The organism is Gordonia sp. Z-3 (assembly GCF_036233855.1).
In the GTDB taxonomy this organism is placed as follows: domain Bacteria; phylum Actinomycetota; class Actinomycetes; order Mycobacteriales; family Mycobacteriaceae; genus Gordonia; species Gordonia tangerina.
The window spans coordinates 41259-62642 of sequence record NZ_JAZARS010000011.1 but is presented as its reverse complement, the minus strand read 5'-3'; the positions used below and the strand labels follow the sequence as shown (position 1 = coordinate 62642).

18 protein-coding genes are annotated in these 21384 nt (G+C 65.9%); 9 read left to right on the top strand and 9 right to left on the bottom strand.

Annotated elements, in window-relative coordinates; genetic code table 11:
• Nucleotides 1–17 precede the first annotated feature (17 nt).
• Nucleotides 18–536: a potassium channel family protein gene (locus tag VX037_RS14355; protein WP_268900060.1), complete on the top strand. Its 519-nt coding sequence runs from the start codon at nucleotides 18–20 to the stop codon at nucleotides 534–536.
• A gap of 59 nt (nucleotides 537–595) precedes the next feature.
• Here the strand turns inward: VX037_RS14355 and VX037_RS14350 are convergent, their stop codons facing one another.
• On the bottom strand, nucleotides 596–1723 hold the full coding sequence (locus VX037_RS14350; RefSeq protein ID WP_328714727.1) for an NDMA-dependent alcohol dehydrogenase: 1128 nt from the start codon (nucleotides 1721–1723) through the stop codon (nucleotides 596–598).
• Between the two features lie 188 nt (nucleotides 1724–1911).
• Here VX037_RS14350 and VX037_RS14345 point away from each other — a divergent pair, with 188 nt between their 5' ends.
• The 3 genes from VX037_RS14345 (at nucleotide 1912) to VX037_RS14335 (ending at nucleotide 6135) form a co-directional block, all read left to right on the top strand.
• Entirely contained in the window at nucleotides 1912–3966 is a 2055-nt protein-coding gene (locus tag VX037_RS14345) for an MMPL family transporter (RefSeq protein WP_287015167.1), read from the top strand.
• Nucleotides 3967–4130: 164 nt separating this feature from the next.
• On the top strand, nucleotides 4131–5087 hold the full coding sequence (locus VX037_RS14340) for a R2-like ligand-binding oxidase (RefSeq protein WP_266060895.1): 957 nt from the start codon (nucleotides 4131–4133) through the stop codon (nucleotides 5085–5087).
• A gap of 190 nt (nucleotides 5088–5277) precedes the next feature.
• Nucleotides 5278–6135 (top strand): alpha/beta fold hydrolase, encoded by an 858-nt coding sequence (locus VX037_RS14335; RefSeq protein WP_287015166.1) that lies wholly within the window; start codon nucleotides 5278–5280, stop codon nucleotides 6133–6135.
• A 221-nt stretch (nucleotides 6136–6356) separates the two neighbouring features.
• Here VX037_RS14335 and VX037_RS14330 read toward each other — a convergent pair whose 3' ends face one another.
• The 3 genes from VX037_RS14330 to VX037_RS14320 form a co-directional block, all read right to left on the bottom strand.
• On the bottom strand, nucleotides 6357–7037 hold the full coding sequence (locus tag VX037_RS14330; RefSeq protein WP_266060760.1) for a slipin family protein: 681 nt from the start codon (nucleotides 7035–7037) through the stop codon (nucleotides 6357–6359).
• Nucleotides 7038–7478: 441 nt separating this feature from the next.
• Nucleotides 7479–9653: a 3-hydroxyacyl-CoA dehydrogenase NAD-binding domain-containing protein gene (locus VX037_RS14325; RefSeq protein WP_287015165.1), complete on the bottom strand. Its 2175-nt coding sequence runs from the start codon at nucleotides 9651–9653 to the stop codon at nucleotides 7479–7481.
• A 34-nt stretch (nucleotides 9654–9687) separates the two neighbouring features.
• Complete coding sequence (locus VX037_RS14320) at nucleotides 9688–10899, bottom strand: acetyl-CoA C-acetyltransferase (RefSeq protein ID WP_235722843.1); 1212 nt, start codon at nucleotides 10897–10899, stop codon at nucleotides 9688–9690.
• Between the two features lie 130 nt (nucleotides 10900–11029).
• On the opposite strand from VX037_RS14320, the gene VX037_RS14315 reads away from it, so the two are divergent.
• Together VX037_RS14315 and VX037_RS14310 are read left to right on the top strand one after the other, a co-directional pair.
• Nucleotides 11030–12202 carry a TetR/AcrR family transcriptional regulator gene (locus VX037_RS14315; protein ID WP_266060757.1) on the top strand — a complete coding sequence of 391 codons (1173 nt, stop codon included), beginning with the start codon at nucleotides 11030–11032 and terminating at the stop codon, nucleotides 12200–12202.
• A 127-nt stretch (nucleotides 12203–12329) separates the two neighbouring features.
• A complete protein-coding gene (locus VX037_RS14310) occupies nucleotides 12330–13262 on the top strand; it encodes an adenylate/guanylate cyclase domain-containing protein (RefSeq protein ID WP_235722845.1) in 933 nt (310 codons plus the stop codon).
• Here the strand turns inward: VX037_RS14310 and VX037_RS14305 are convergent.
• Genes VX037_RS14305 through VX037_RS14290 form a run of 4 tightly spaced genes read right to left on the bottom strand, consistent with a single transcriptional unit; the run spans nucleotide 13229 to nucleotide 16294 of the window.
• A complete protein-coding gene (locus tag VX037_RS14305; protein ID WP_287015164.1) occupies nucleotides 13229–14308 on the bottom strand; it encodes a sulfate/molybdate ABC transporter ATP-binding protein in 1080 nt (359 codons plus the stop codon). The two genes, VX037_RS14310 and VX037_RS14305, sit on opposite strands and share 34 nt — an antisense overlap.
• A complete protein-coding gene (locus VX037_RS14300; RefSeq protein WP_235722847.1) occupies nucleotides 14305–15087 on the bottom strand; it encodes an ABC transporter permease in 783 nt (260 codons plus the stop codon). Before VX037_RS14300 ends, VX037_RS14305 begins: the two co-directional genes overlap by 4 nt.
• Complete coding sequence (modA, locus tag VX037_RS14295) at nucleotides 15087–15860, bottom strand: molybdate ABC transporter substrate-binding protein (protein WP_328714726.1); 774 nt, start codon at nucleotides 15858–15860, stop codon at nucleotides 15087–15089. The genes VX037_RS14300 and modA overlap by 1 nt, the downstream gene beginning before the upstream one ends.
• A 32-nt stretch (nucleotides 15861–15892) precedes the next feature.
• Nucleotides 15893–16294 carry a TOBE domain-containing protein gene (locus VX037_RS14290; RefSeq protein WP_235722849.1) on the bottom strand — a complete coding sequence of 134 codons (402 nt, stop codon included), beginning with the start codon at nucleotides 16292–16294 and terminating at the stop codon, nucleotides 15893–15895.
• A gap of 246 nt (nucleotides 16295–16540) precedes the next feature.
• Here VX037_RS14290 and VX037_RS14285 point away from each other — a divergent pair, with 246 nt between their 5' ends.
• Together VX037_RS14285 and VX037_RS14280 are read left to right on the top strand one after the other, a co-directional pair.
• Entirely contained in the window at nucleotides 16541–17557 is a 1017-nt protein-coding gene (locus tag VX037_RS14285) for an ATP-binding cassette domain-containing protein (RefSeq protein ID WP_235722850.1), read from the top strand.
• Nucleotides 17554–18402: an ABC transporter permease gene (locus VX037_RS14280; RefSeq protein ID WP_235722851.1), complete on the top strand. Its 849-nt coding sequence runs from the start codon at nucleotides 17554–17556 to the stop codon at nucleotides 18400–18402. The genes VX037_RS14285 and VX037_RS14280 overlap by 4 nt, the downstream gene beginning before the upstream one ends.
• Before the next feature lie 51 nt (nucleotides 18403–18453).
• Here the strand turns inward: VX037_RS14280 and VX037_RS14275 are convergent, their stop codons facing one another.
• Nucleotides 18454–19761, bottom strand: coding sequence for an ROK family transcriptional regulator (locus tag VX037_RS14275; protein WP_287015160.1), 1308 nt, complete (start codon nucleotides 19759–19761; stop codon nucleotides 18454–18456).
• Between the two features lie 567 nt (nucleotides 19762–20328).
• Between VX037_RS14275 and VX037_RS14270 the strand changes: the two genes are divergently transcribed.
• The gene (locus tag VX037_RS14270) at nucleotides 20329–21375 is read left to right on the top strand and encodes a sigma-70 family RNA polymerase sigma factor (RefSeq protein ID WP_328714725.1); all 1047 of its coding nucleotides are present in this window, start codon (nucleotides 20329–20331) and stop codon (nucleotides 21373–21375) included.
• Nucleotides 21376–21384 lie beyond the last annotated feature (9 nt).

Below are 21384 nucleotides of genomic sequence, written 5' to 3'. Positions count from 1 at the left end.
AGCCGGTGGCGCAGGAATTGGGGGACCTCGCCGACGCACGCAGAAACGTCGGCCGACGTCAGGTCGCGGCGGCGATCATCCGGCCGATCGCCGCCGCGGTACTTCTGTTGATCGGCTACTTCGCATTGCCGATCAACAAGGAGAGCTCGGTCAACTATCTCGGCCTGATCGTCGGCGCACTTCTCCTGATGGCTTTCTGTGCGTGGGAGATCCGGCACTTCATCCGATCGCCGTACCCGGTCGCCACCGCGGTGGAGATGCTGGTGGCCATCGCGGCGTTTTACATCGTCGGCTTCGCCACCGTGTATTTCCTGTTCTCCGAATACGCCCACGGCAGCATGAGCACCCAGCTCACCCGGATCGACGCGCTCTACTTCTGCCTGACGGTGTTCACCACCACCGGCTTCGGCGACATCTCCGCGGTGTCACAGGGGGCGCGAGTGGCCGTGTCGATCCAGATGGTGAGCACCCTCGCCCTCCTCGGCCTGGGCATCCGATTCCTCAACGTGCTGGTCAACGCTCGTGTGAATCGCTGAGCGATTCCGTAGTACGAACACGCGAAACTTCGCGTGTTCGTACTACGGAATCAAAGAACTCAGTAGTCGTCGTCGCCGTAGACGATCATGCCGCGGATGTTGTTGCCCTCCAACATGTCATCGTAGGCCTCGTTGATCTGATCGAGTCGGTAGGTGTTGGTCACCAAATCGCTCAGATTCAGCTTGCCGGCGCGGTACTCGTTGAGCAGTGTCGGCACCTGGGTACGCGGGCTGGCGCCACCGAAGATGGCACCCTGCACCCGCTTCTGCAGCAGCGTGAGCTCGAACAGGTTCATCTGGGCGTCCATGGACGAGAAGTTGCCCATGCCGGTCACGATGACCTGACCACCCTTACCGGTCAGACTCAGTGCGGGCTGGATCATTGATCCGTCGATCTCACCGACCGTGAGGATGGTGGTGTTGGCCATCTTGCCCCAGCTGATCTCGCCGAGGACGGGTAGCGCCTCTTCCATGGACTCGAAGGTGTGGGTGGCCCCCATCTTCTCGGCCATCTGGCGCTTGAAGGGCACGGGGTCCACCGCCGCGACGATCCGGGCACCCGCAGCGGCCGCACCCTGAACGGAGTTGATACCGACGCCGCCGACGCCGACCACCACGACGATATCGCCGGCATGCGTGCCGCCGATCTCCACCGCCGACCCCCATCCGGTGGCCACCCCGCAACCGAGCAGTGCAGCGGTCTGCAGGGGAATGTCCTCTTCGATTTTGACGAGGGACGCCTGGTTGACAGTGATGTAGGGCGCGAAGGTGCCCAACAGGCACATCTGAGTGAGGCCCTGCCCGTCGGTGGTGTGCGCGCGATGGGTGTCATCAGCGATGGACAACCCCGTCAACAGGCGAGCACCCTCGTCGCAGAAGTTCTGATCGCCCCGTGAGCACGGATCACACACCCCGCAGGCCGGAATGAAGGCGGTGACCACGTGGTCACCCTCCTTGAGGTTGGTGACACCGGGCCCCACCTTGGTCACCACACCCGCGCCTTCGTGGCCACCGAGCACCGGCATCGGGGCCGGGGTGTCGCCCGTCCGCAGGTGGTGATCGGAGTGACACAGGCCCGAGCTGACCAGCTTGACCTGCACTTCACCGGCTACCGGATCACCGAGCTCGAACTCCTCGATCTGCCACTTCTCGCCCGGATTCCGGAGAATTGCCCCCTTGGTCTTCATGCGCACCCCTTTCGTTGGACAGCGTTGTGCGATCTGGTTCACATCGTTGCCTTATATGCATCACCGCGCATACGAAATCGTTACTCTCGTTGTGACAGTTCAAGTTTGGGCGTACGTATCGAGCGTTAGCTCGGTGCCTGTCCGACTGGTCGTCCTCGCGGAGATCGCGAACGTGTAGACATGAAGCCATGGCGACCACGCCCCGGCTCCGCTGGCTGATCCCCGCACTCCTTCTCCTCGGTTGGCTTGTCATCGGAGGTGTCACCGGTCCCTACGCAGGCAAACTCTCCTCGGTCGCCACCAACGACAACAGCGCGTTCCTCCCCGCGTCGGCGGAGTCCACCGAGGTCAACGACATGCTCGCCGGCTTCACCGACTCCGACACCGTGCCGGCGATCGTGATCGCCGAACGGCCGTCCGGTCTGACGCCTGCCGACACCGAGTTCCTCACCACGGCCACCGCGCCCCTGGCCGGCACGGAAGGCTTCGGGCCGGAATTCTCGCCGCCGATCCCGTCGCAGGACGGTCAGGCAGCGCAGATGTTCATCCCTATCGCGGCCGAAGGTGAACCCGCCGACCATGTCGAGGATCTTCGCAACGCCCTCGCGTCACCACCAGAGGGACTGACGGTCCTGGTCACCGGACCGGCCGGCCAGATCGCCGACCTCGGCGAGGCATTCGCCGGGATCGACGGGCTGTTGCTGCTGGTCGCGGGCGTCGTGGTGATGCTCATCCTGTTCGTCGTCTACCGCAGCCCGATCCTGCCGTTTGTGGTGATCATCTCCGCGATCTTCGCGCTCGGCCTCGCATCGGGGCTGGTGTATCTGCTCGCCTCGGGCGACATCCTGGAACTCAACGGCCAGAGCCAGGGCATCCTGTTCATCCTGGTCTTCGGCGCCGCCACCGACTACGCGCTGCTGCTGGTGTCCCGGTTCCGCGAGGAACTGACCCACAACGACGACAAGTACGCCTCGATCCGCGCCGCCTGGCGCGGCACCATCGAGCCGGTCAGTGCGTCGGCCGGCACCGTCATTCTCGGGGTGTTGTGCCTGCTGTTCTCCGACCTGAACTCCAATAAGAGCCTCGGGCCGGTCGCCGCGATCGGGATCGCCGCATCATTCGTCGCATCGATGACGTTCTTGCCGGCGGCGCTCGCTTTGCTCGGCCGCACCGCGTTCTGGCCGTTGGCGCCGAAACACACAGACTCCTCCGAGCCGAGCAGCACGCACCGTTTCTGGGCAGCGATCGCCGACCGCGTCGCCACACGCCCGCGTGCCATCTGGATCGGCACCCTGGTGGTGCTACTCATCGGTGCCGCATTCGCCCCGACATTCAAGGCCGACGGCGTCGCCCAGACCGATTACTTCCTCGGATCGGTGGATTCGGTGGAGGGCGCCGAAATCCAGGCCCAGCATTTCGACGCCGGCAGCGGTTCGCCCACCTGGATCATCGCCGATGCACCGCAGGGCACCGCGGTGCTCGACGCGGTCCGCGGCGTCGACGGCGTGGCCTCGGCCGAACTCGTGCAGGATGGCGGCAACCCGACCGTCGTCGACGGAAAGGTCGCGGTGCAGGCGACCCTCACCGACACCGCCGACTCGCTGGCCGCACAGGACACCGTGGTTGCGATCCGCGACGCCGTGCATCCGATTCCTGACGCCGACGCCTTGGTGGGTGGCACCACCGCCATCGACCTCGACACCCGGACCACCGCGATCCACGACCGCAACCTGATCATCCCCATCGTGCTGGTGGTGGTCCTGGTGGTGCTCATGCTGCTGCTACGCAGCATCGCCGCTCCGGTCCTGCTGCTGGCCACGACGGTGATCTCGTTCGCGGCGACCCTCGGCGTCGGGGCGCTGGTGTTCAACGGCCTGTTCGACTTCGCCGGCGCCGACCCGGTGGTCCCGTTGTTCGCGTTCGTCTTCTTGGTCGCCCTCGGCATCGACTACAACATCTTCCTGATGACGCGTGTCCGCGAAGAAGCACTGACCCACGGCACCCGCGACGGCATGTTGCGCGGATTGACGGCCACCGGCGGTGTGATCACATCGGCGGGCGTCGTACTGGCCGCGACCTTCGCGGCACTGGCGGTGATCCCGTTGCTGTTCCTGGCCCAGATCGCCTTCCTCGTCGCCTTCGGCGTCCTCGTGGACACGCTCATCGTGCGCACACTGCTCGTGCCGGCCCTGACGCTGGACATCGGCAAGCGGGTGTGGTGGCCGAGTGCGTTGTCGCGCTGACGATTTGGCAACTCTCCGCGTGGCGGTCGACCGGTGGCGACCGCCGCTGGCGATGCGTCGAAACCAAACAGCGACCTGAGAGTTCACAGAAACCAGTACGCCCGTCCGCCACGCCGACTAGCGTCGATTCATCGGATTCGAACGATAGTTAGCTGGTGATCTCCATGACTCTCGCCGACCACACCACGCAGGGACGCACCGACTTCGCGTCCCTGCGCAGCGGAGGCCTCAACTGGGACTCGTTCCCGTTGCGGCTCTTCGTCAAAGGCAATGCCCGGTTCTGGGATCCGGCCGCCATCGACTTCGGTCGCGACGCCCAGGACTGGACCGAGATCACCGACGAGCAACGACGCAGCACAACCTATCTGGTGAGCCAGTTCATCGCCGGCGAGGAAGCCGTCACCCAGGACATCCAGCCGTTCATGAAGGCGATGGCCGACGAAGGCCGCTTCGGCGATGAGATGTACCTGACCCAGTTCTGCTTCGAGGAGGCCAAGCACACCCAGGTCTTCCGGCGGTGGATGGACGCGGTCGGCCTGAACGGGGATCTGCAGTCCTTTGTCGCCGACAACCCGTACTACCGACAACTGTTCTACGACGAACTCCCGGCCTCACTACACGCCTTGGACAACGACCCCTCCCCACGAAACCAGGTTCGCGCGAGCGTCACCTACAACCACGTCATCGAGGGCAGCCTGGCACTCACCGGCTACTACGCGTGGCAGACGGTGTGTGCGCGGCATCAGATCTTTCCGGGCATGCAGACGCTCATCAAGTTCATCGGCAACGACGAACGCAGACACATGGCGTGGGGAACGTTCACCTGCCGACGCCACGTGGCCGCCGACGACTCGCTGTGGGATGTGGTCACCGGCCGCATGGAAGAACTCATGCCGCTGGCCCTGGGCATGATCAACTGGGTCAACGAACAGTTCGACGAACAGCCCTTCGGACTCGACAACAACGAGTTTCTCGTCTACGCGGCCGACCGCGGACAGCGCCGCCTGAGCGCCATCGAATCCGCGCGCGGCCGGCCCGTCGCCGAGATCGACCTCGACTACTCGCCAGAGACCCTCGAGGAACAGTTCGGGGAAGAGGACGCGGCCGCGATGGGGCGGTGAGCCCCGACCCGAATGTCCGCGAGCATCACCACTCGCCGCCGTCGATTGGATAATCCACCCGACCCGGCCCACCGGTGATCCGGACGGACACGCGCCCCCGGCTCGGGGAGTACCAGCGCGCGGGCGTGCGAGCCCGTCGCGTCACGAAGCCCCCGTGACAACAAACTAGAACACGTTCTACCCTGATCTCGTGGATGTCACCTACGACGCGACCAAGCGCGAACTCTCGACCGATCAGGGCACGATCCGCTATCACGAGGCCGGCGATCCTTCCGCCCCACCGCTGGTGTTGCTGCACGGCTCGGGGCCGGGCGTGACCGGCTGGCGCAACTACCGCGGCAACCTCGGCTTCTTCGCACAGACCCATCACTGCTACGTCATCGAGTTCCCCGGCTTCGGCGTCAGCGACCCCGTCGAGGGCCATCCGGTGCTGACCGCCGGGTCGTCGGTGATCCGGTTCATGGACGCCCTCGACATCGAGTCCGCCCCGATGATCGGCAACTCGATGGGAGGTGTCGTCGGCGTCAACCTCGCCATCAAGAAACCCGACCGCGTGGAGAAACTGGTCACCATCGGCGGCGTCGGACCCAACGTGTTCAGCCCGAGCCCCAGCGAAGGGCTCAAGCTCCTACAGGAGTTCACCGACGACCCGGATCGCGACAAGCTGGTTCGCTGGCTCTCGGCGATGGTCTACGACCGCGAGCTCGTCACCGAGGAACTCATCGAAGAACGCTGGCAGGCCGCGATCCATCCAGACGCCCAGAAGACCGCACAGATGATGTACGGGTCGGCGGCGTTCGAGATGCAGCAGCAGTTCATGGCCGCCTCCGACACCCCGCCCTACTGGTCGATGATGCACAAGGTCGCCTGCCCCACCTTGTTGACGTGGGGCCGCGACGATCGTGTCAGCCCACCCGACATGGCGATGGTGCCGATGCGGCTGATCCCCGACGCCGAGTTGCACGTGTTCCCCAAGTGCGGGCACTGGGTGATGATCGAGGCCAAGGAGGCTTTCGAGTCGGCGGTGCGCGCATTCCTGCTGCGCTAGCTCAACTCGCCGGTCAAGTAGCAGCGAGCCGCATCCAATCTGCCGGTCGAGTATCGCCGAGCCGCTACGCAATCCGCTGGTCGAGTAGCGCCGAGCCGCAACTCTTTTCGCCGGTCGAGTATCGCCGAGCCGCTACGCAATCCGCCGGTCGAGTAGCGCCGAGCCGCTAGGCGAGGCGCGGATCGAGACCACGCAAGCAACCTCGATACGCGCCCACCCACCTACTCAGCGGCCGCCGGCACGTCCGCGCCGTCAACCGACAGCACGACCCGCGACCCATACGGAACCGCTTGGATCAGCCGCAACTGAGCCAGCGCCGGGTGCGCGTCGAGCAGACGACCGGCGTTCGCCAGCGAACGCAGCGCCGCCGTCTCCGCACGCGCCGCCTCCAGCTTCGCCAGACCGCGCGACTTCGCGGTGATCACTTCGAGCGCCGCAGCACGGACCTCAGCCGGCACCACGATGTCCTTCACCACCACGTCGCGCACCTGGAGGCCGACCTCGGTTCCCGCCGCCGACGCGGCCGATCGGATGGCCCCGGTGTCCAGCGCATCGCCGCGCCGGATCAGGTCGTCGGCACTCACCGACGCCGTCGCCGCACGAAGCGCAATCTGGGTGGCCAGGTATACCGACGCAATCGGGTCAACGGCACGCTCAGTGAACGCCACCGCGTCGGTGACGACCATTCGTAGCGTCATCGATACACGCACCGACATGGCGTCAGACGTCAACACCTCCTGCAGCGCAACAGGTACGAGCCGCTCACGCAGGTCGACGACCCGGTACTGAGCATCTGATCGCGGCGAGTAGCTGCCCGTCTGGAGGACTCGCGACAGCGAGCCGCCCCGATACTCGAGGACGACGCAGCCGGGATCGACGGACATACGGTTGAAAATGGACATGGCGAGCCTCCTTTCCATTGCGTTGCAAGACATGTCGCTTCGGTATTCGGTGTTGTTGATCGGCCTGCCTGGCGGGACGCCGCCCGCGGGCGGACCGATCGGTGGGGCCCTGTCGTCGACATGCGACGGTGGCCGCTGGACCGATCACGTCCGTGCTCCCGGGGGCGACGCCGAGTGAGGACTCGAACCTCGAGGACGTCAATCCTTTGCCATGCAGTAGACGTCGGGAATCACACGCGCAGAACATGATCGCGGTACCCCGCTCTCGACTGCTCTCCCGATGCCGACGCAGAACTCTGCCACGGTGGCCGTGATCGCGCAACGCATTTGTCGCCGCACCCAGATGCATCGTGGCAGCCAGCACAGCGAAAGGGCCCCGACCGGATCGAATCCGGTCGGGGCCCCTTTCGTCAGCTGAGGTCAGCTCAGAACTTCTCGCCCCTAGAACTTTTCGCCACGGGCGGCCTTGTCCACCAGGCTCTGCGGTGGCTCGAAGTTCTTGCCGTACTTGGACGCCAGGTCCTTGGCACGGTCGACGAAGCCCTGCAGGCCGCCCTCGTACTGGTTGATGTACTGGATGACACCGCCGGTCCACGCCGGGAAGCCGATTCCGAAGATCGAACCGATGTTGGCGTCGGGCACAGAGGTGAGCACGCCCTCGTCGAAGCACTTCACCGTTTCGAGTGCCTCCGCGAAGAGCATGCGCTCCTTCATGTCCTCGAACGGGATCTGCTTGCTGCCCGAGTTGAACTGCTCACGCAGTCCCGGCCACAGGCCGGTGCGCTTGCCCTTCTCGTCGTAATCGTAGAAGCCCTTGCCGTCCTTGCGGGCGGTGCGGCCGTTCTCGACCATCCAGTCGACGACGGCGTTGCTGCCGTGCTGCGGGATCTCTTTGCCCTCGGCCTTGAGCGCCGCCTCGGTCTCCTTGCGGATCTTCTGCGGCAGAGTCAGGGTCAGCTCGTCCATCAGCTGCAGCGGCGGCGCCGGGTAGCCGGCCTGCGAACCTGCATGCTCGATGAAGACCGGGTCCACACCCTCGCCGACGGCCGCGATCGCCTCGTTGACGAAGGTGCCGATGACACGACTGGTGAAGAAGCCGCGGCTGTCGTTGACCACGATCGGGGTCTTACGAATCTGCAGCGTGTAGTCGATGACCTTGGCCAGCACCTCATCCGAGGTCTTCTCACCGCGGATGATCTCCACCAGCGGCATCTTGTCCACCGGCGAGAAGAAGTGGATGCCGATGAAGTCCTCTTGCCGCTTGACCCCCTGCGCGAGGCTGGTGATCGGCAGGGTCGAGGTGTTGGAACCCAGGATGGCGTCCGGCTCGACGATGTCCTCGATCTCCTGGAAGACCTTGTGCTTCACGTCAACCGACTCGAAGGCGGCTTCGATGACCAGGTCGACACCCTTGAAATCGGCGGCGTCGACGGTCGGGTGGATCCGGCCGAGCAGCGCGTCGCTCTTCTCCTGGGTGGTCTTGCCCTTGGCGAGTGCCTTCTCCTCGAGCTTCTCGGAGTAGCCCTTGCCCTTCTTGGCGGCGTCGAGGTCGATGTCCTTGAGCACGACCTCCATGCCGGCCTTGGCCGATACGTAGGCGATCGCGGCACCCATCATGCCTGCGCCGATCACACCGACCTTCTTGGCGGTGTACTTCTCGATTCCCTCGGGGCGCGAGCCGCCACCGTTGATGTGCTGCAGGTCGAAGAAGAACGCCTTGATCATGTTCTGCGCGACCTGACCGGTCACCAGCGAGACGAAGTAGCGGGTCTCGATGATGTCGGCGGTGTCGACGTCGACGTAGGCACCTTCGACGGCGGCGGCCAGGATGGCGCGCGGAGCCGGCATGTTGGCGCCCTTGATCTGCTTGCGCAGCAACGCCGGCAGTGCCGGCAGGTTCTGGGCGAACGCCGGGTTGGTGGGAGCACCACCCGGGATCTTGTAGCCCTTCTTGTCCCACGGCTGCGCGGCTTCCGGATTCTCCTTGATCCATGCCTTGGCGGCCGGGATCAGTTCCTCGATGGAGCCGACGACCTCGTCGACCAGTCCGGTCTCCTTGGCCTTGGTCGGGTTGAACCGCTGCCCCTGCAGCAGCACACCCATCAGCGCATTCTGGATACCGAGCAGACGCACGGTACGGACCACGCCACCGCCACCGGGCAACAGGCCGAGAGTTGCCTCGGGCAGACCGATCTGGACACCCTTGACATCGGCTGCGATGCGGTAGTGGGTGTGCAGCGCGATCTCCAGGCCACCGCCGAGCGCGGCACCGTTGATCGCGGAGACGACCGGCTTGCCGAGGGTCTCGAGGCGCCGCATGACCTTCTTCATGGCGTTGGTGCGCTCGGTGATCGCGGTGGCGATCTCTTCCTTCGACTGCGAGCCGCGGTCGCTGCTCATGTCTTTCAGGTCGCCGCCGGCGAAGAAGGTCTTCTTGGCCGAGGTGAGCACGACACCGGTGATGTCGTCCTTCTCGGCCTCGAGGCGCTCGACGATGGTCGGCAGCGAGGTCATGAACAGGTCGTTCATGGTGTTGGCGCCCTGGTTCGGGTCGTCCATGGTCAGGACAACGACCCCGTCGGCGTCCTTCTCCCAATTGAACATGTTGTCACTCATGGTGTTTGAAGAGTTCTTTCTGTGAAGTGGAAGGTCAGAGACGCTCGATGATGGTCGCGACACCCATGCCGCCGCCGATGCACAGGGTGACCAGGCCGTAGCGGCCGCCAGTGCGCTCGAGCTCGTCGAGGCAGGTGCCGAAGATCATCGCGCCGGTCGCACCGAGCGGGTGACCCATGGCGATGGCGCCACCGTTGACGTTGACCTTCTCGTGCGGGATCTTCAGATCCTTCATCCACTTCATGACGACCGACGCGAACGCCTCGTTGAGCTCGAAGACGTCGATGTCGTCGACGGTCAGACCGGCCTTCTTCAGCGCCAGCTCGGTGGCCGGGGTCGGGCCGGTGAGCATGATGGTTGGCTCGGAGCCGATCTCGGCGAAGGTGACGATGCGGCCACGCGGGGTCAGACCGTTGCGCTTGCCGGCCTCTTCGCTACCGAGCAGCACCAGGCCGGAGCCGTCGACGATGCCGGAGCTGTTGCCGCCGGTGTGGACGTGGTTGATCTTCTCGACGTTGTGGTACTTCTGCAGCGCCACATCGTCGAAGCCGGCCATGTCGGCCAGCGCCTGGAAGGCAGCCTTGAGCTTGCCGAGGCTCTCGACGGTCGAGCCCGGACGGCGATGCTCGTCGTGATCGAGCACGATGACGCCGTTGATGTCGCGGACCGGTACCACCGACTTGGCGAAGTAGCCACTGGTCCAAGCCTTCTCGGCGCGGGCCTGCGACTCGGCCGCGTAGGCGTCGACGTCTTCGCGGCTGAAGCCCTCGAGGGTGGCGATCAGATCGGCGCCGATGCCCTGCGGGACGATGTAGTTGTCGTACGCGGTCGTCGGGTCGGTGAACAAAGCTCCGCCGTCGCTACCCATCGGCACGCGCGACATCGCCTCGACACCACCGGCCAGAACGAGATCGTCGAAGCCCGACGCGACCTTGGCGGCGGCGAGGTTCGTGGCTTCCAGGCCGGAGGCGCAGAAGCGGTTGATCTGGGTGCCGGGGACGCTCTCGGGCAGGCCGCTGTTGAGGGCCGCGGTGCGGGAGATGACCGCACCCTGCTCACCCACCGGCGACACCACGCCGAGGACGACGTCGTTGATGTCGGCCGGATCGAGGGAACCGTGCCGGGCGAGAACCTCGTCGATCAGCCCGGACACCAGGTCGACCGGCTTGACGCTGTGCAGCGAACCGCCGCGCTGCTTGCCACGGGGCGTACGGATCGCCTCGTAGATGAATGCTTGATCAGCCACGATTGAGTGTTCCTTTCGCATGAACCATGTGTGGTTACTTTCCCAGGCTAACGCGGAATAACTTGTTTGGCTATAGGCGGTGGTCAGGGACTCACTTGCATCGCTAAATATGCGCTATGGTCGATTCACCATGCCTACCGAGAAACCCACCCGGCGCACCCGTCCGGCCGACCGCAAGAGCCAGCTCATCGAGCAGGCCGCCGTGCTGTTCGCCGACCGCGGGTACACCCAGGTGTCGCTGGCCGACATCGCGCGGGCCGCAGGGGTCACGGCGCCGTCGGTGTACCGGCATTTCGACGACAAGCAGGCCCTGTTGGCGGCCGCGGTACTCGCCGGCGTCGACGACCTCGAGGCCTGCACCGGTCGCGCGATGGCCGACCCCGATGCCCGGGTCGACGACCTGATCGCAGCGGTCTGCATGCTCGGGGTACGACGCCCGCAGTCGACATCGTTGTGGCGTTGGGCAAGCCAACATCTCACCGACGAACAGAACCGCGAGGTGGTCCTGCGCACCCGCGCGATCCTGCACCGCTGGGGCGCGGCGCTGGCCGAGGGAACCGACCTCGCCGAACGGGAGGCGGTCACCCTGGCGTGGGCGGTGCTGAGTGTGGCGGGCAGCCTGTCGGTGCACAACACCCGACTCTCGACAACGCGATCGCTCGAGGAGGTCGATCTGTTGGTGCGGCGGGTGATCGTCCTGCGACCGGCCACGGCGCCACCCCTGCCCCCGCTGCCACCTCCGGGCGCCGGCATACCCACCCGACGCGATGAGATCCTGGATGCCGCCGCGGCGCTGTTCGCCGAGCGCGGGTACAGCGGCGTCGGCGTCGACGACATCGGCGCCGCCGTGGGTATCACCGGGCCCAGCGTGTACAAGCACTTCAGTTCCAAGATGGCGATCCTCGCCGGCATCGGTCAGCGCAGCGCCACCCGCCTCGAAGCCGGCGTGATGGCCGCCTATGCGTCCACCTCCGACCCGGCCAAACTGCTTGCGCTGCTGGTCGACTCGTATGTGAACGTGATCACCTCCACCCCGGATCTGTCCGTGTCGTTCAACAACTCCTATGCACTGGCCGGCCAGCCGACGGCGCATGACCTGATCGACATCCAGCGCCGCTATGTGGCTCGCTGGGTGGACCTGCTCACCCAGGCGCAACCTGAGCTGACGCGCGAACGCGCGGCCATCGACGTGCACGCGTCCCTTTCGGTCGTGAACGACGCGATCCGCATGCGGCGCGGCGTCCATCGACCCGAGTTCGGGGCTCAGATGGCGTATCTGATGAAGGGTGTGTTGGGGGTCTGAGCGGCGTACACCTACTCGCGCACCTATCGATCATTCGCGCGTGAAATTTCACGCGCGAATGATCACCGGGCGCGCGGGAACCATGTTCCCGGACCGCGCACCAGCCGGCCTCACCTAAGCTGACCCCATGACGACACCGGGCACCGGCGAACCGCGCTACACCCGCGACGAACTCGTCGCCGAGCTGGGGTTGAGCGCTGAGTATGCCGAGAAGATCTGGAATGCCTTTGGTTTCGCCCGCACCTCGACGCCGGACAAGATCTTCACCGAGGCCGATCTCGACGCGTTGCGATTGTTCGCCGACTCCGAGGACACCATGCCGCAGACCGCGCAGGTGGCCACCGCGCGGGCCATCGGCCAGACGATGGCCCGCTTGGCGGATTGGCAGGCCGATCAGCTCCGCGAGTTCGACCGCGATCCCGACGTCCCGTTCACGATCGACCAGATGTCGGCAGCGCTGGGGCAGGTGCAACAGCTGATCTGGCGCCGGCACCTGGCCCTGGCCCTCGACCATGGCGTGGAGCTCGAGTCCGACGAGAGCCACGATCTGGTGGTGGGGTTCGCCGACATCGTCGGCTACACCAGTTTGTCTCGCCGGATCGCCCTCGACGAACTGGAGCAACTGCTGGAATCGTTCGAGGAGAACGCCTTCGAGATCGTCGTCGCCAACGGCGGCCACGTCATCAAGACGCTCGGCGATGCGGTCATGTTCACTGCGCACCACCCATCGGAGGCCGCCGTGATCGCGATCGCCATCCATCGACTCTCCGAGTCCGACGAGATCCCGCCACTGCGCGTCGGGCTCGCCCGCGGACGGGTGCTGAGTCGGCTCGGCGACGTCTTCGGTGAACCGGTGAACATCGCCGCACGACTGGCCGGATCGGCCCGCCCCGGAACGATTCTGGTCGACGACGCGGTCGCCACCGGCCTGGCCGAAGACGAACGGTTCTATCTCCGGTCCATCCCGTCACTCAACGTCCGCGGATATCGTCGTCTCAAAGCGAGAACCCTGGAGGTCAACAAGTACTACGACGGACCGGTCGACGACGGCACCCGATAGATCCGCACCTCACTGGCCTTGACCACCATCGTCACCTCCAGCCCGGGCGCCATCGCGAGGTCGGTCACCGCCGACCAGGTGACCTCGGCGTCCACAACTTGATCACCACACAGAGCCCGCACCACAGCATGATCGCCCCTCGGCAGCACATCGGTGACCTGCGCACGCAGCTCGGTGCGCGGGCTCCCGTGGGGTGCCTGCAGATAGACGGCCACCGCCCGCGGCGAGAACGCGGCAGCACACGCGTCGCCGGCACCGAGATCGTCGGCGGCGACACCGACCACCTGCCGGCCGCCGCCGTCGTCGACGGCATCTGCGTGAAACCGTCCGACGAAGAGATTCAGCCCGGACAACGAGGCCGTGAACGGATGCCCAGGCCGCGTGAGAACGTCGGCGGTCGGCCCCTCGTCGACAATCCGCCCCTGGTCGAGAACGATGACGTCACGGGCCAGCGCGACCGCGTCAATCAGATCGTGGGTCACCAGCACCGTGGTGCCGCGTCGTTCCGCGAGAAGTTCCCGTAGCAGCGATCGGATCTGCTGCGCCACGGAGACATCCAGCGCCGCGAACGGTTCGTCCAGCAGCAGGACGTCGGGCTGCACCGCGAGCGCCCGGGCTAGCGCCACCCGCTGGGCCTGACCGCCGGACAACTGGCCGGGCATGCGGTCGGCCAGGTCGGCGACGCCCACCGCGTGAAGCCAATGGTCGGTCCGGGCGGCGACCTCGGTGCGTCCCAGTCGTGCTGCGGCGGGCCCGAATGCCACGTTGCGACGCACGCTCAGATGCGGGAACAGCCGCGCCCGTTGTGCGAGTAACGCCACCGACCGACGATGCGGGGCAACGAACTGCCGCGCGTCCTGCATCATCCGATCCCCCACCAGAACCGTCGAATCGGCGGTTCGCCGCAGCCCCGCCAGCACCGACAGCGCGGTGCTCTTGCCGGCTCCGTTGGGTCCCATCACCGCCAGGGTGCAACCCGCCTCCACCTCGAAATCGACAGCCACCGAGGGGTTCTCCACCCGAATCCGTGCGGACAGCGCACTCATGTCGCCGCCGTCCCACTCGGCCGCAGGTGCACCGCCACCACCACGACAAGAGCGACCACCATCAGCACCAATGCCAGTGGCAATGCTTGTGCGGGATCGTTGATCGCATCGAGATAGATCCGCAGCGGCGCCGTCTGAGTGGTCCCCGGCAGATTGCCGGCGAAGGTGATGGTGGCCCCGAACTCGCCGAGCGCCCGCGCGAACGCCAACACCGTTCCGGCCAACAGCGACGGAATCACCAGCGGCAAAGTCACTTTCCACAAAGTCCGGGTTGGACCCGCGCCGAGGGTGGCGGCCACCTGCTCGAACTCGCCGTCTGTCGAGCGCAAGGCACCTTCGACACTGATCACCAGGAATGGCAACGCAACAAAGGTCTGTGCCAGGATCACCGCCGTCGTCGTGAAGGCGATGGTGATGCCGGCGTCATCGAGATACTGCCCGACGACCCCGTTGCGCCCGAGCGCATAGATCAGCGCCAGGCCCCCGACGACGGGCGGTAACACCAACGGCAACAACACGAGTGCCCGGATCACCCGCACCACGATTCCGTCGGATCGCGCGAACACCACTGCCATCGGCACCCCGAACAACAGACACAGAGACGTACTCGTCAGCGCGGTGACCACCGCCAAGCGCAGCGCATCCAGCGATTCCTGCGACGTCACGGAGGCGACGAAATCCTGCCACGGCATCCGGACCACCAACGCGACCGGACCGATCAGGATGAATGCCACCCCCACAGCGGCGGGCGCATACAGCCAGAGGGGGATCCGACGCATCAGGCCGGGGCGGGAGTGAACCCGGCCGCACCCAACACCTCGGCGCCGGTTGCGCCGAGGACCATGTCGACGAACATCTGCGCATCGGCCGCATGCGGGGTGCCCTGCAGCGTCGCGATCGGGTACGAGTTGACGACGGAGGCGAACGCCGGATCACCCACCGCCGACACCGTGTTGCCGGCCCCCTTCGCGTCAGTGACATAGACGAGTCCGGCGTCGGCCTGACCGGAGGTCACCTTGGCCAGCACTGCGCTGACCGAGGTCTCCTCACTGACCGGCGACAACTCGATACCCGTGTTGCGTTGCACCTGGGCGGTCGCCGCGCCACACGGCACCTCGACCGCACACACCACCGTCGAGATGTCCGGATTGGTGAGGCTCTCGAACCCGTCGATGTTCTTAGGGTTGCCAGACGCGGTCACGATGACCAGCGTGTTGGTGGCAAAGATCTTCGGATCGACGGCAGCATCGCCGAGACGTCGCATGGTTGCCTGGTCCGCGGTGGCGATCACGTCGGCGTCGGCGCCCTGCTGGATCTGGTTCACCAACGCCGACGAACCGGCGAAGTTGAGCCGCACGTCCACACCGTCGTGCGCCTTCTCATACATGTCCGCGATCTCGGTGAAAGTCTGCGTCAGCGACGCCGCGGCATAGACGTCGAGCACAGAGTCCGACCCGGTGTCGTCATTCGAACACCCGACGCTTCCCGCCGCGACGGCCAGCGTCACACCGGCAACCACAAGTGCTCGGCGGAACAACCCAGAAATCTTCACGCAGTCTCCTCAACTCATCTCTACCGATCCACTCAATCCGGTCGTCGCTCCACGATCACGGTGGTCGCCTTGACCACGGCCGTGGCCACCACACCCGGTTCGAGCTGCAGCTCCCGCGCCGCCTCTGAACTCATCAGCGAGGTGACCTCGAACGGCCCACATTGCATGCTGACCTGCGCCATCACGCCGTCGGCGATCACTTCGGTGACCAGTCCGGTGAAACGGTTACGTGCCGACCGGAGCACCGGGTTGCCGTCGTCGGGTGGGCGTCGCGCGCGGTCACGCGCGAGGGCGGCGAGTTCCGCTCCGTCGACGGTCGCCACACCCTGCTCGCCACCCGCGTCGCTCAGCTGCCCGGTGCCCACCCACCGGCGCACGGTGTCATCGCTGACGCCCAGCAACTCGGCTGCATCTCGGATACGAATCGCGGCCACCACCCAACAATATCCGCAAAATCGGGTATTTCAGTGCAGAATACCCGCATACGCGGAACGCCAGGTTTGGGTTGACTTCGAGTGAAGTTGAAGTTCTACCGTGATCTGACATATCGGACTTCGCCGTAGCGCCGCGGCGATGAGTTTCGGGACGCGCGCGGGTCTGTGTACCTGACGGGGCAGCGCCGTCCCGACACCGAAAATTGGCTCGCTATCTGTCAGACCCCATCGATAACGTGGAGAATCATGAGCTCACCCACTGCTCCGGCGGTAACGCCGGCCACCCCGTCGACGCGCGACGTCGCCATCGAGGCCGTTGATCTCGTGAAGCGCTTCGGCGATTTCACCGCGGTCGACGGCGTCAGTTTCACCGTCCCCCAGGGATCGGTCCTCGGCCTGCTCGGGCCGAATGGCGCAGGAAAAACCACCACGGTGCGGATGATGACGACGCTCTCCCCACCCACCAGCGGCACCGCGCGGGTCGCCGGATACGACGTCATCGAACAACCCGACATGGTCCGCCGCAGCATGGGTCTCACCGGGCAGGCCGCAACGGTCGATGAGATCCTCACCGGCCGGGAGAACATCCGCATGATCGGCGGTCTCTATGGCATCGGACGCAAAGAACTCGCACGACGCTCCGAGCAACTGCTCGAACAGTTCTCGCTGACCGAGGCCGGCGACAAACAGGTCAAGTCGTATTCCGGCGGCATGCGTCGCCGGCTCGACCTGGCGGTGAGCCTCCTGGCCGCGCCACCGGTGTTGTTCCTCGACGAACCCACCACCGGCCTCGATCCGCGCAGCCGCACCGAACTCTGGGATGTGCTGCGCGACCTGGTCAAAGGCGGCACAACCCTGCTCTTGACCACCCAGTATCTGGAAGAGGCCGATCATCTCGCGGACAACATCGTGGTGATCGACAAGGGCACCATCATCGCGCAGGGCACTTCGCTGCAACTCAAGGAACAGGCCGGCGCGGCCAGCCTCGTGCTGACCGTGTCCGACGCCTCCGACATCCCGGCAGCCGAGGCGCTGCTCCGCAAGACCGGCGGTGAGGTCTTCATCGACGAGGGTGCCCGCAAACTAACCACCTCCGCCGACGGGCTGGCCGACCTCACCCGGGTCGTCGGCTGGTTCGACGAGAGCGGCATCGCCGTCGACGATCTCGGCCTCGCCCGGCCCAGCCTCGACGACGTGTTCCTGTCGCTCACCGGCCACCGCGCCGAAGACGAAACCTCCACCGAAGAGGAGCAGAACGCATGACCACCACCGCGTTCACCGGCAGCGCCATCTCCCAGCGCCCGGAGATCCATCAGACCACCATCTGGCAGCAGTCCTGGATCATGGTCAAACGCAACATGATCCACACCCGGCGGATGCCGGAGATGCTCTCCGACGTCACCATCCAGCCGATCATGTTCGTGCTGCTGTTCGCCTACGTGTTCGGCGCCTCGATCACCAACACCGGCGGACCGTCGTACAAAGAGTTCCTGCTGCCCGGCATCATGGGTCAGACGATCGTGTTCACCGCGTTCATCGTCTCCACCGGTATCACCGCCGACCTCGAGAAGGGCATCATCGACCGGTTCCGGTCGCTGCCCATCCGCCGCTCCGCGGTGATCATCGGGCGCAGTATCGCGAGTCTGCTGCACTCCTCGATCGGCATCGTGGTGATGGCGGTTACCGGCTTGGCCATCGGCTGGCGTATCCGCAATGGTTTTGTCGACGCGGTTCTGGCGTTCGCGCTCCTGCTGATATTCGGCTTCGCGATGATCTGGTTCGGCATCCTCGTCGGATCGTGGCTCAAGACGGTCGAGGCGGTGAACGGTTTCATGTTCACCACCCTGTTCCCGATCACGTTCCTGTCCAACGCGTTCGTGCCCACCGACCCGATGCCGACCTGGCTGCAGACCATCGCCGAGTGGAACCCCATATCGTCGCTCGTGCAGGCGCTTCGCGTGCTGTGGGGCAACGGGCCGGCCGCGGGCCCCGGCGAGCCGTGGCCGCTGCAGAACCCGGAGTTGGCGACACTGATCTGGTCGGTCGCGTTGACGATCGTCTTCGCACCGTTCGCGCTGCGCGCCTACAACAAGCGCACCATCGACTGAGCCAGCTGTTGAGTGAGTCAGACGTTGTGGTTTCCGCAACGTCTGACTCACTCACGCCGTCACGGCCAACGCCTCCAGCGGGTCTGCGTAGATGGCATCCAGCGACACCGCACCGGCGGCCTGCTGCTGCACCGTCGACCCCGAATGTGACACGCGCACATCCCGGCTGGCGACCACCGAGGTGGCTTTGAGCGCTTTGGCCACCGTCGGCAGTGTCGCGGGAAAGTCGGTGAACGCCTGCCCGCCGAGCACGATGTGATCGGGGTTGAAGATGTCGGCGATCAACGCGACCGTGCGGCCCAGCACTTCGGCGCGTTCCTCCAGCAACGCCCGCGCGGTCGCATCACCGTTGCGGGCGCTGGCGTGCACGCCCTCGATGTCGGCGACGCGCAACCCCAGCGCCTGCGCCGCGGTCACCACGCCGGTGTCGCTGGCGGCCGCCTCCAGTTGCCCTGTCTTAGCCGGGTCGAGCAGTGTGGTCGGCCCGGTTGGGAAGTGCCCGATCACCGGCGGCCCCGCGGCCGGCGTGTGGACCGTTCCGTCGACGCAGAAGGCGGTACCCACCATCTCGCGGGCGTAGAAGTACAGGAAGCTCGACTTCTTCTGTTCCGGATTGACCACCAACTCCGCCGAGGCCATCGCCTCCACATGCGATGCCACCGACACCGGCAGACCGACCGTCTCGGCGATCACCCGCCCCACCGGGGCCGCGCTCCAGCCCAGTCGTGGATGGTCGACGTGTCCACCGGGGGCGACCCGGCCGCCGAGGGCGACACCCGCCCACAGCACGCGACGACCCGTCCAGCGGGTCAGGAAGCGGCGAGCGCTCTGGCCGATGGCAATGAGGACGTCATCAGGGGTGTCGGCGATCGGCGTTTCGATTTGGATTGCCCCGACGACCCGGTGATAGAGGTCGTGGGTGGTGATCGAGGTGACCTTGTAGCCGATGTGGATGCCGAGGGTCAGGAAGTCGGCGACGTTGAGTTCGAACGGTAAACGCGGACGGCCGATGGCCCCGGCCGGTGCGAGATCGGCCCGTTCGCGCAGCAACCCGGCCTTGAGCAGGGCACCGACCTGCCGGTTCACCGTCGACACGCTCAGACCGGTCTGCTCGGCGGCCTCGTCGCGGAAGACGGGGCCGGCCAGCCGCGCCGTGCGCAGGACGAGGGCAGCGGGTTTCGACGACAGCTGCAATTGTGGAGTGGCGACGTGAATGTCGAGGCCCCCCTTCCGAACCCGCTCTCGGCGAGACGGCGACGTCCGGGCCGGTCCGGATCTGGTGCCGACCGGCGCGGCAGAAACCGTGCGGGCGGATGCAGGGGAGATCGCGGTGGATCGGTGGTCGAGCGTTGCGGTCATCTGTGTGTCCTCATCGAATGTGCCACATCCGGCCCGGCCGCGCGTCTGTGCGCGCCGGAGTCGAGGTGGCGAAGAGAGTGGGCGTCGCAGGCCCGGGGCGAGTGTGCGGATCAGCGCATTCGTCGACAACACAGGACACGTGCCAACGGCAGCCGGCAACCCAGGGCGGTGGTCACATAGGTGACCTCTGGGAGTCGGGTGGTGGCGTGCGTCATGTCAATCAAGCTAGCAACGGCGCAGGTCGACCGGCAACCGCCGCACCCGGGGATCACTGCCCTGCGCGACCGGCCCACTGGGGCGTTCACCGGCGAATATATGCCCGCGCCCTGTGGTGCCGACCACTTGCGCGCAGCGTGATTCCAACCCCCGGCCCACGGTCGCCGCGCGGGTCGGCGGTCCCCCTCACAACCGCCGACCCGACGGATTCTCCGCCGCGGCGCGTCCCCGACCACTTGGGCCGAAACGCGCAGCCATGGTTTGGACGCATCAGCGTCGTCCCCGGTTCCATCGGATGTGTCATCTATTCGCAGGCTGACCTTGTCAGAGGTGTCCCGTAATCTTGATCACATGTCCACCGCGACCACCCAGACCGCGCCTGACGACGACTTCGTCGAGGTCTTCGAGCCGTACCGGCGCGAGATCCTCGCGCACTGCTACCGCATGATGGGCTCGCACCACGACGCCGAAGATCTCCTGCAGGAGACCTACATCAGGGCGTGGCGCGGATACGCCAAGTTCGACCGCCGGGCCTCGGTGCGCACCTGGCTGCACAAGATCGCGACGAATACCTGCCTGACGGCACTGCAGAGCAAGCAGCGGCGCCCGATGCCGTCGGGGCTCGGCGGGGACGCCTTCGACCCGACCGACACCCTGCTACAAGACCACGAGGTCCCCTGGCTCGAGCCGTTCGCCGGCACGGTCGACGAGATCGCACCGGGCGACGATGCCGATCCGGCGTATGTGATCGGTGCACGCGAGTCGATCCGACTCGCCTTCATCGCCGCGCTGCAACATCTCCCCGAGCGACAGCGGGCGGTGCTGATCCTGCGCGATGTGCTGCAGTGGAAAGCGGCCGAGGTCGCCGACACCATCGGCGTCACCACCGCGACCGTGAACAGCCTGCTGCAGCGTGCCCGGGAACAGCTCAAGAACACACCCGGGCCCGACCAGTCACCGAGCGTGCTCGACGACTCGACCAAACGCGAGTTGCTCGCGAAGTACGTCTCGGCGTTCGAGCGCTACGACATAGACGCGATCGTCGACCTGTTCACCGACAAATCCATCTGGGAGATGCCCCCGTTCACCGGTTGGTATCAGGGGGCCGAGGCGATCGGCGAACTCATCGCCCGCAACTGTCCCGCCGAGGGGCCCGGCGATCAGATCCTGTTGCCGACGGTGGCCAACGGACAGCCCGCATTCGGGCTCTACATGCGCGAGCCCGATGGCGTGCATCGTCCGTTCCAGTTGCAGGTCCTCGACCTCGGCGCGGACGGCACGGTCGCATACGCGGTGGCGTTCTTCAGCTCGACGATGGAGGAGGATTTCGCCAGGTTCGGTCTGCCGCCGACACCGTACGACGCGCCGGCGCGCACGTCTCCGAGCCCATTCCACTGACTCCCCCGC

Excerpts from the sequence above, each read along its gene's own strand:
- VX037_RS14345 (WP_287015167.1), top strand. The coding sequence starts at position 1,912 with ATGGCGACCACGCCCCGGCTCCGCTGGCTGATCCCCGCACTCCTTCTC.
- VX037_RS14285 (WP_235722850.1), top strand. The coding sequence starts at position 16,541 with ATGAGCTCACCCACTGCTCCGGCGGTAACGCCGGCCACCCCGTCGACG.
- VX037_RS14330 (WP_266060760.1), bottom strand. The coding sequence starts at position 7,037 with ATGTCCATTTTCAACCGTATGTCCGTCGATCCCGGCTGCGTCGTCCTC.
- VX037_RS14325 (WP_287015165.1), bottom strand. The coding sequence starts at position 9,653 with ATGAGTGACAACATGTTCAATTGGGAGAAGGACGCCGACGGGGTCGTT.
- VX037_RS14310 (WP_235722845.1), top strand. The coding sequence starts at position 12,330 with ATGACGACACCGGGCACCGGCGAACCGCGCTACACCCGCGACGAACTC.
- VX037_RS14315 (WP_266060757.1), top strand. The coding sequence starts at position 11,030 with ATGCCTACCGAGAAACCCACCCGGCGCACCCGTCCGGCCGACCGCAAG.
- VX037_RS14280 (WP_235722851.1), top strand. The coding sequence starts at position 17,554 with ATGACCACCACCGCGTTCACCGGCAGCGCCATCTCCCAGCGCCCGGAG.
- VX037_RS14270 (WP_328714725.1), top strand. The coding sequence starts at position 20,329 with ATGTCCACCGCGACCACCCAGACCGCGCCTGACGACGACTTCGTCGAG.
- VX037_RS14350 (WP_328714727.1), bottom strand. The coding sequence starts at position 1,723 with ATGAAGACCAAGGGGGCAATTCTCCGGAATCCGGGCGAGAAGTGGCAG.
- VX037_RS14340 (WP_266060895.1), top strand. The coding sequence starts at position 4,131 with ATGACTCTCGCCGACCACACCACGCAGGGACGCACCGACTTCGCGTCC.
- VX037_RS14275 (WP_287015160.1), bottom strand. The coding sequence starts at position 19,761 with ATGACCGCAACGCTCGACCACCGATCCACCGCGATCTCCCCTGCATCC.
- VX037_RS14300 (WP_235722847.1), bottom strand. The coding sequence starts at position 15,087 with ATGCGTCGGATCCCCCTCTGGCTGTATGCGCCCGCCGCTGTGGGGGTG.
- VX037_RS14305 (WP_287015164.1), bottom strand. The coding sequence starts at position 14,308 with ATGAGTGCGCTGTCCGCACGGATTCGGGTGGAGAACCCCTCGGTGGCT.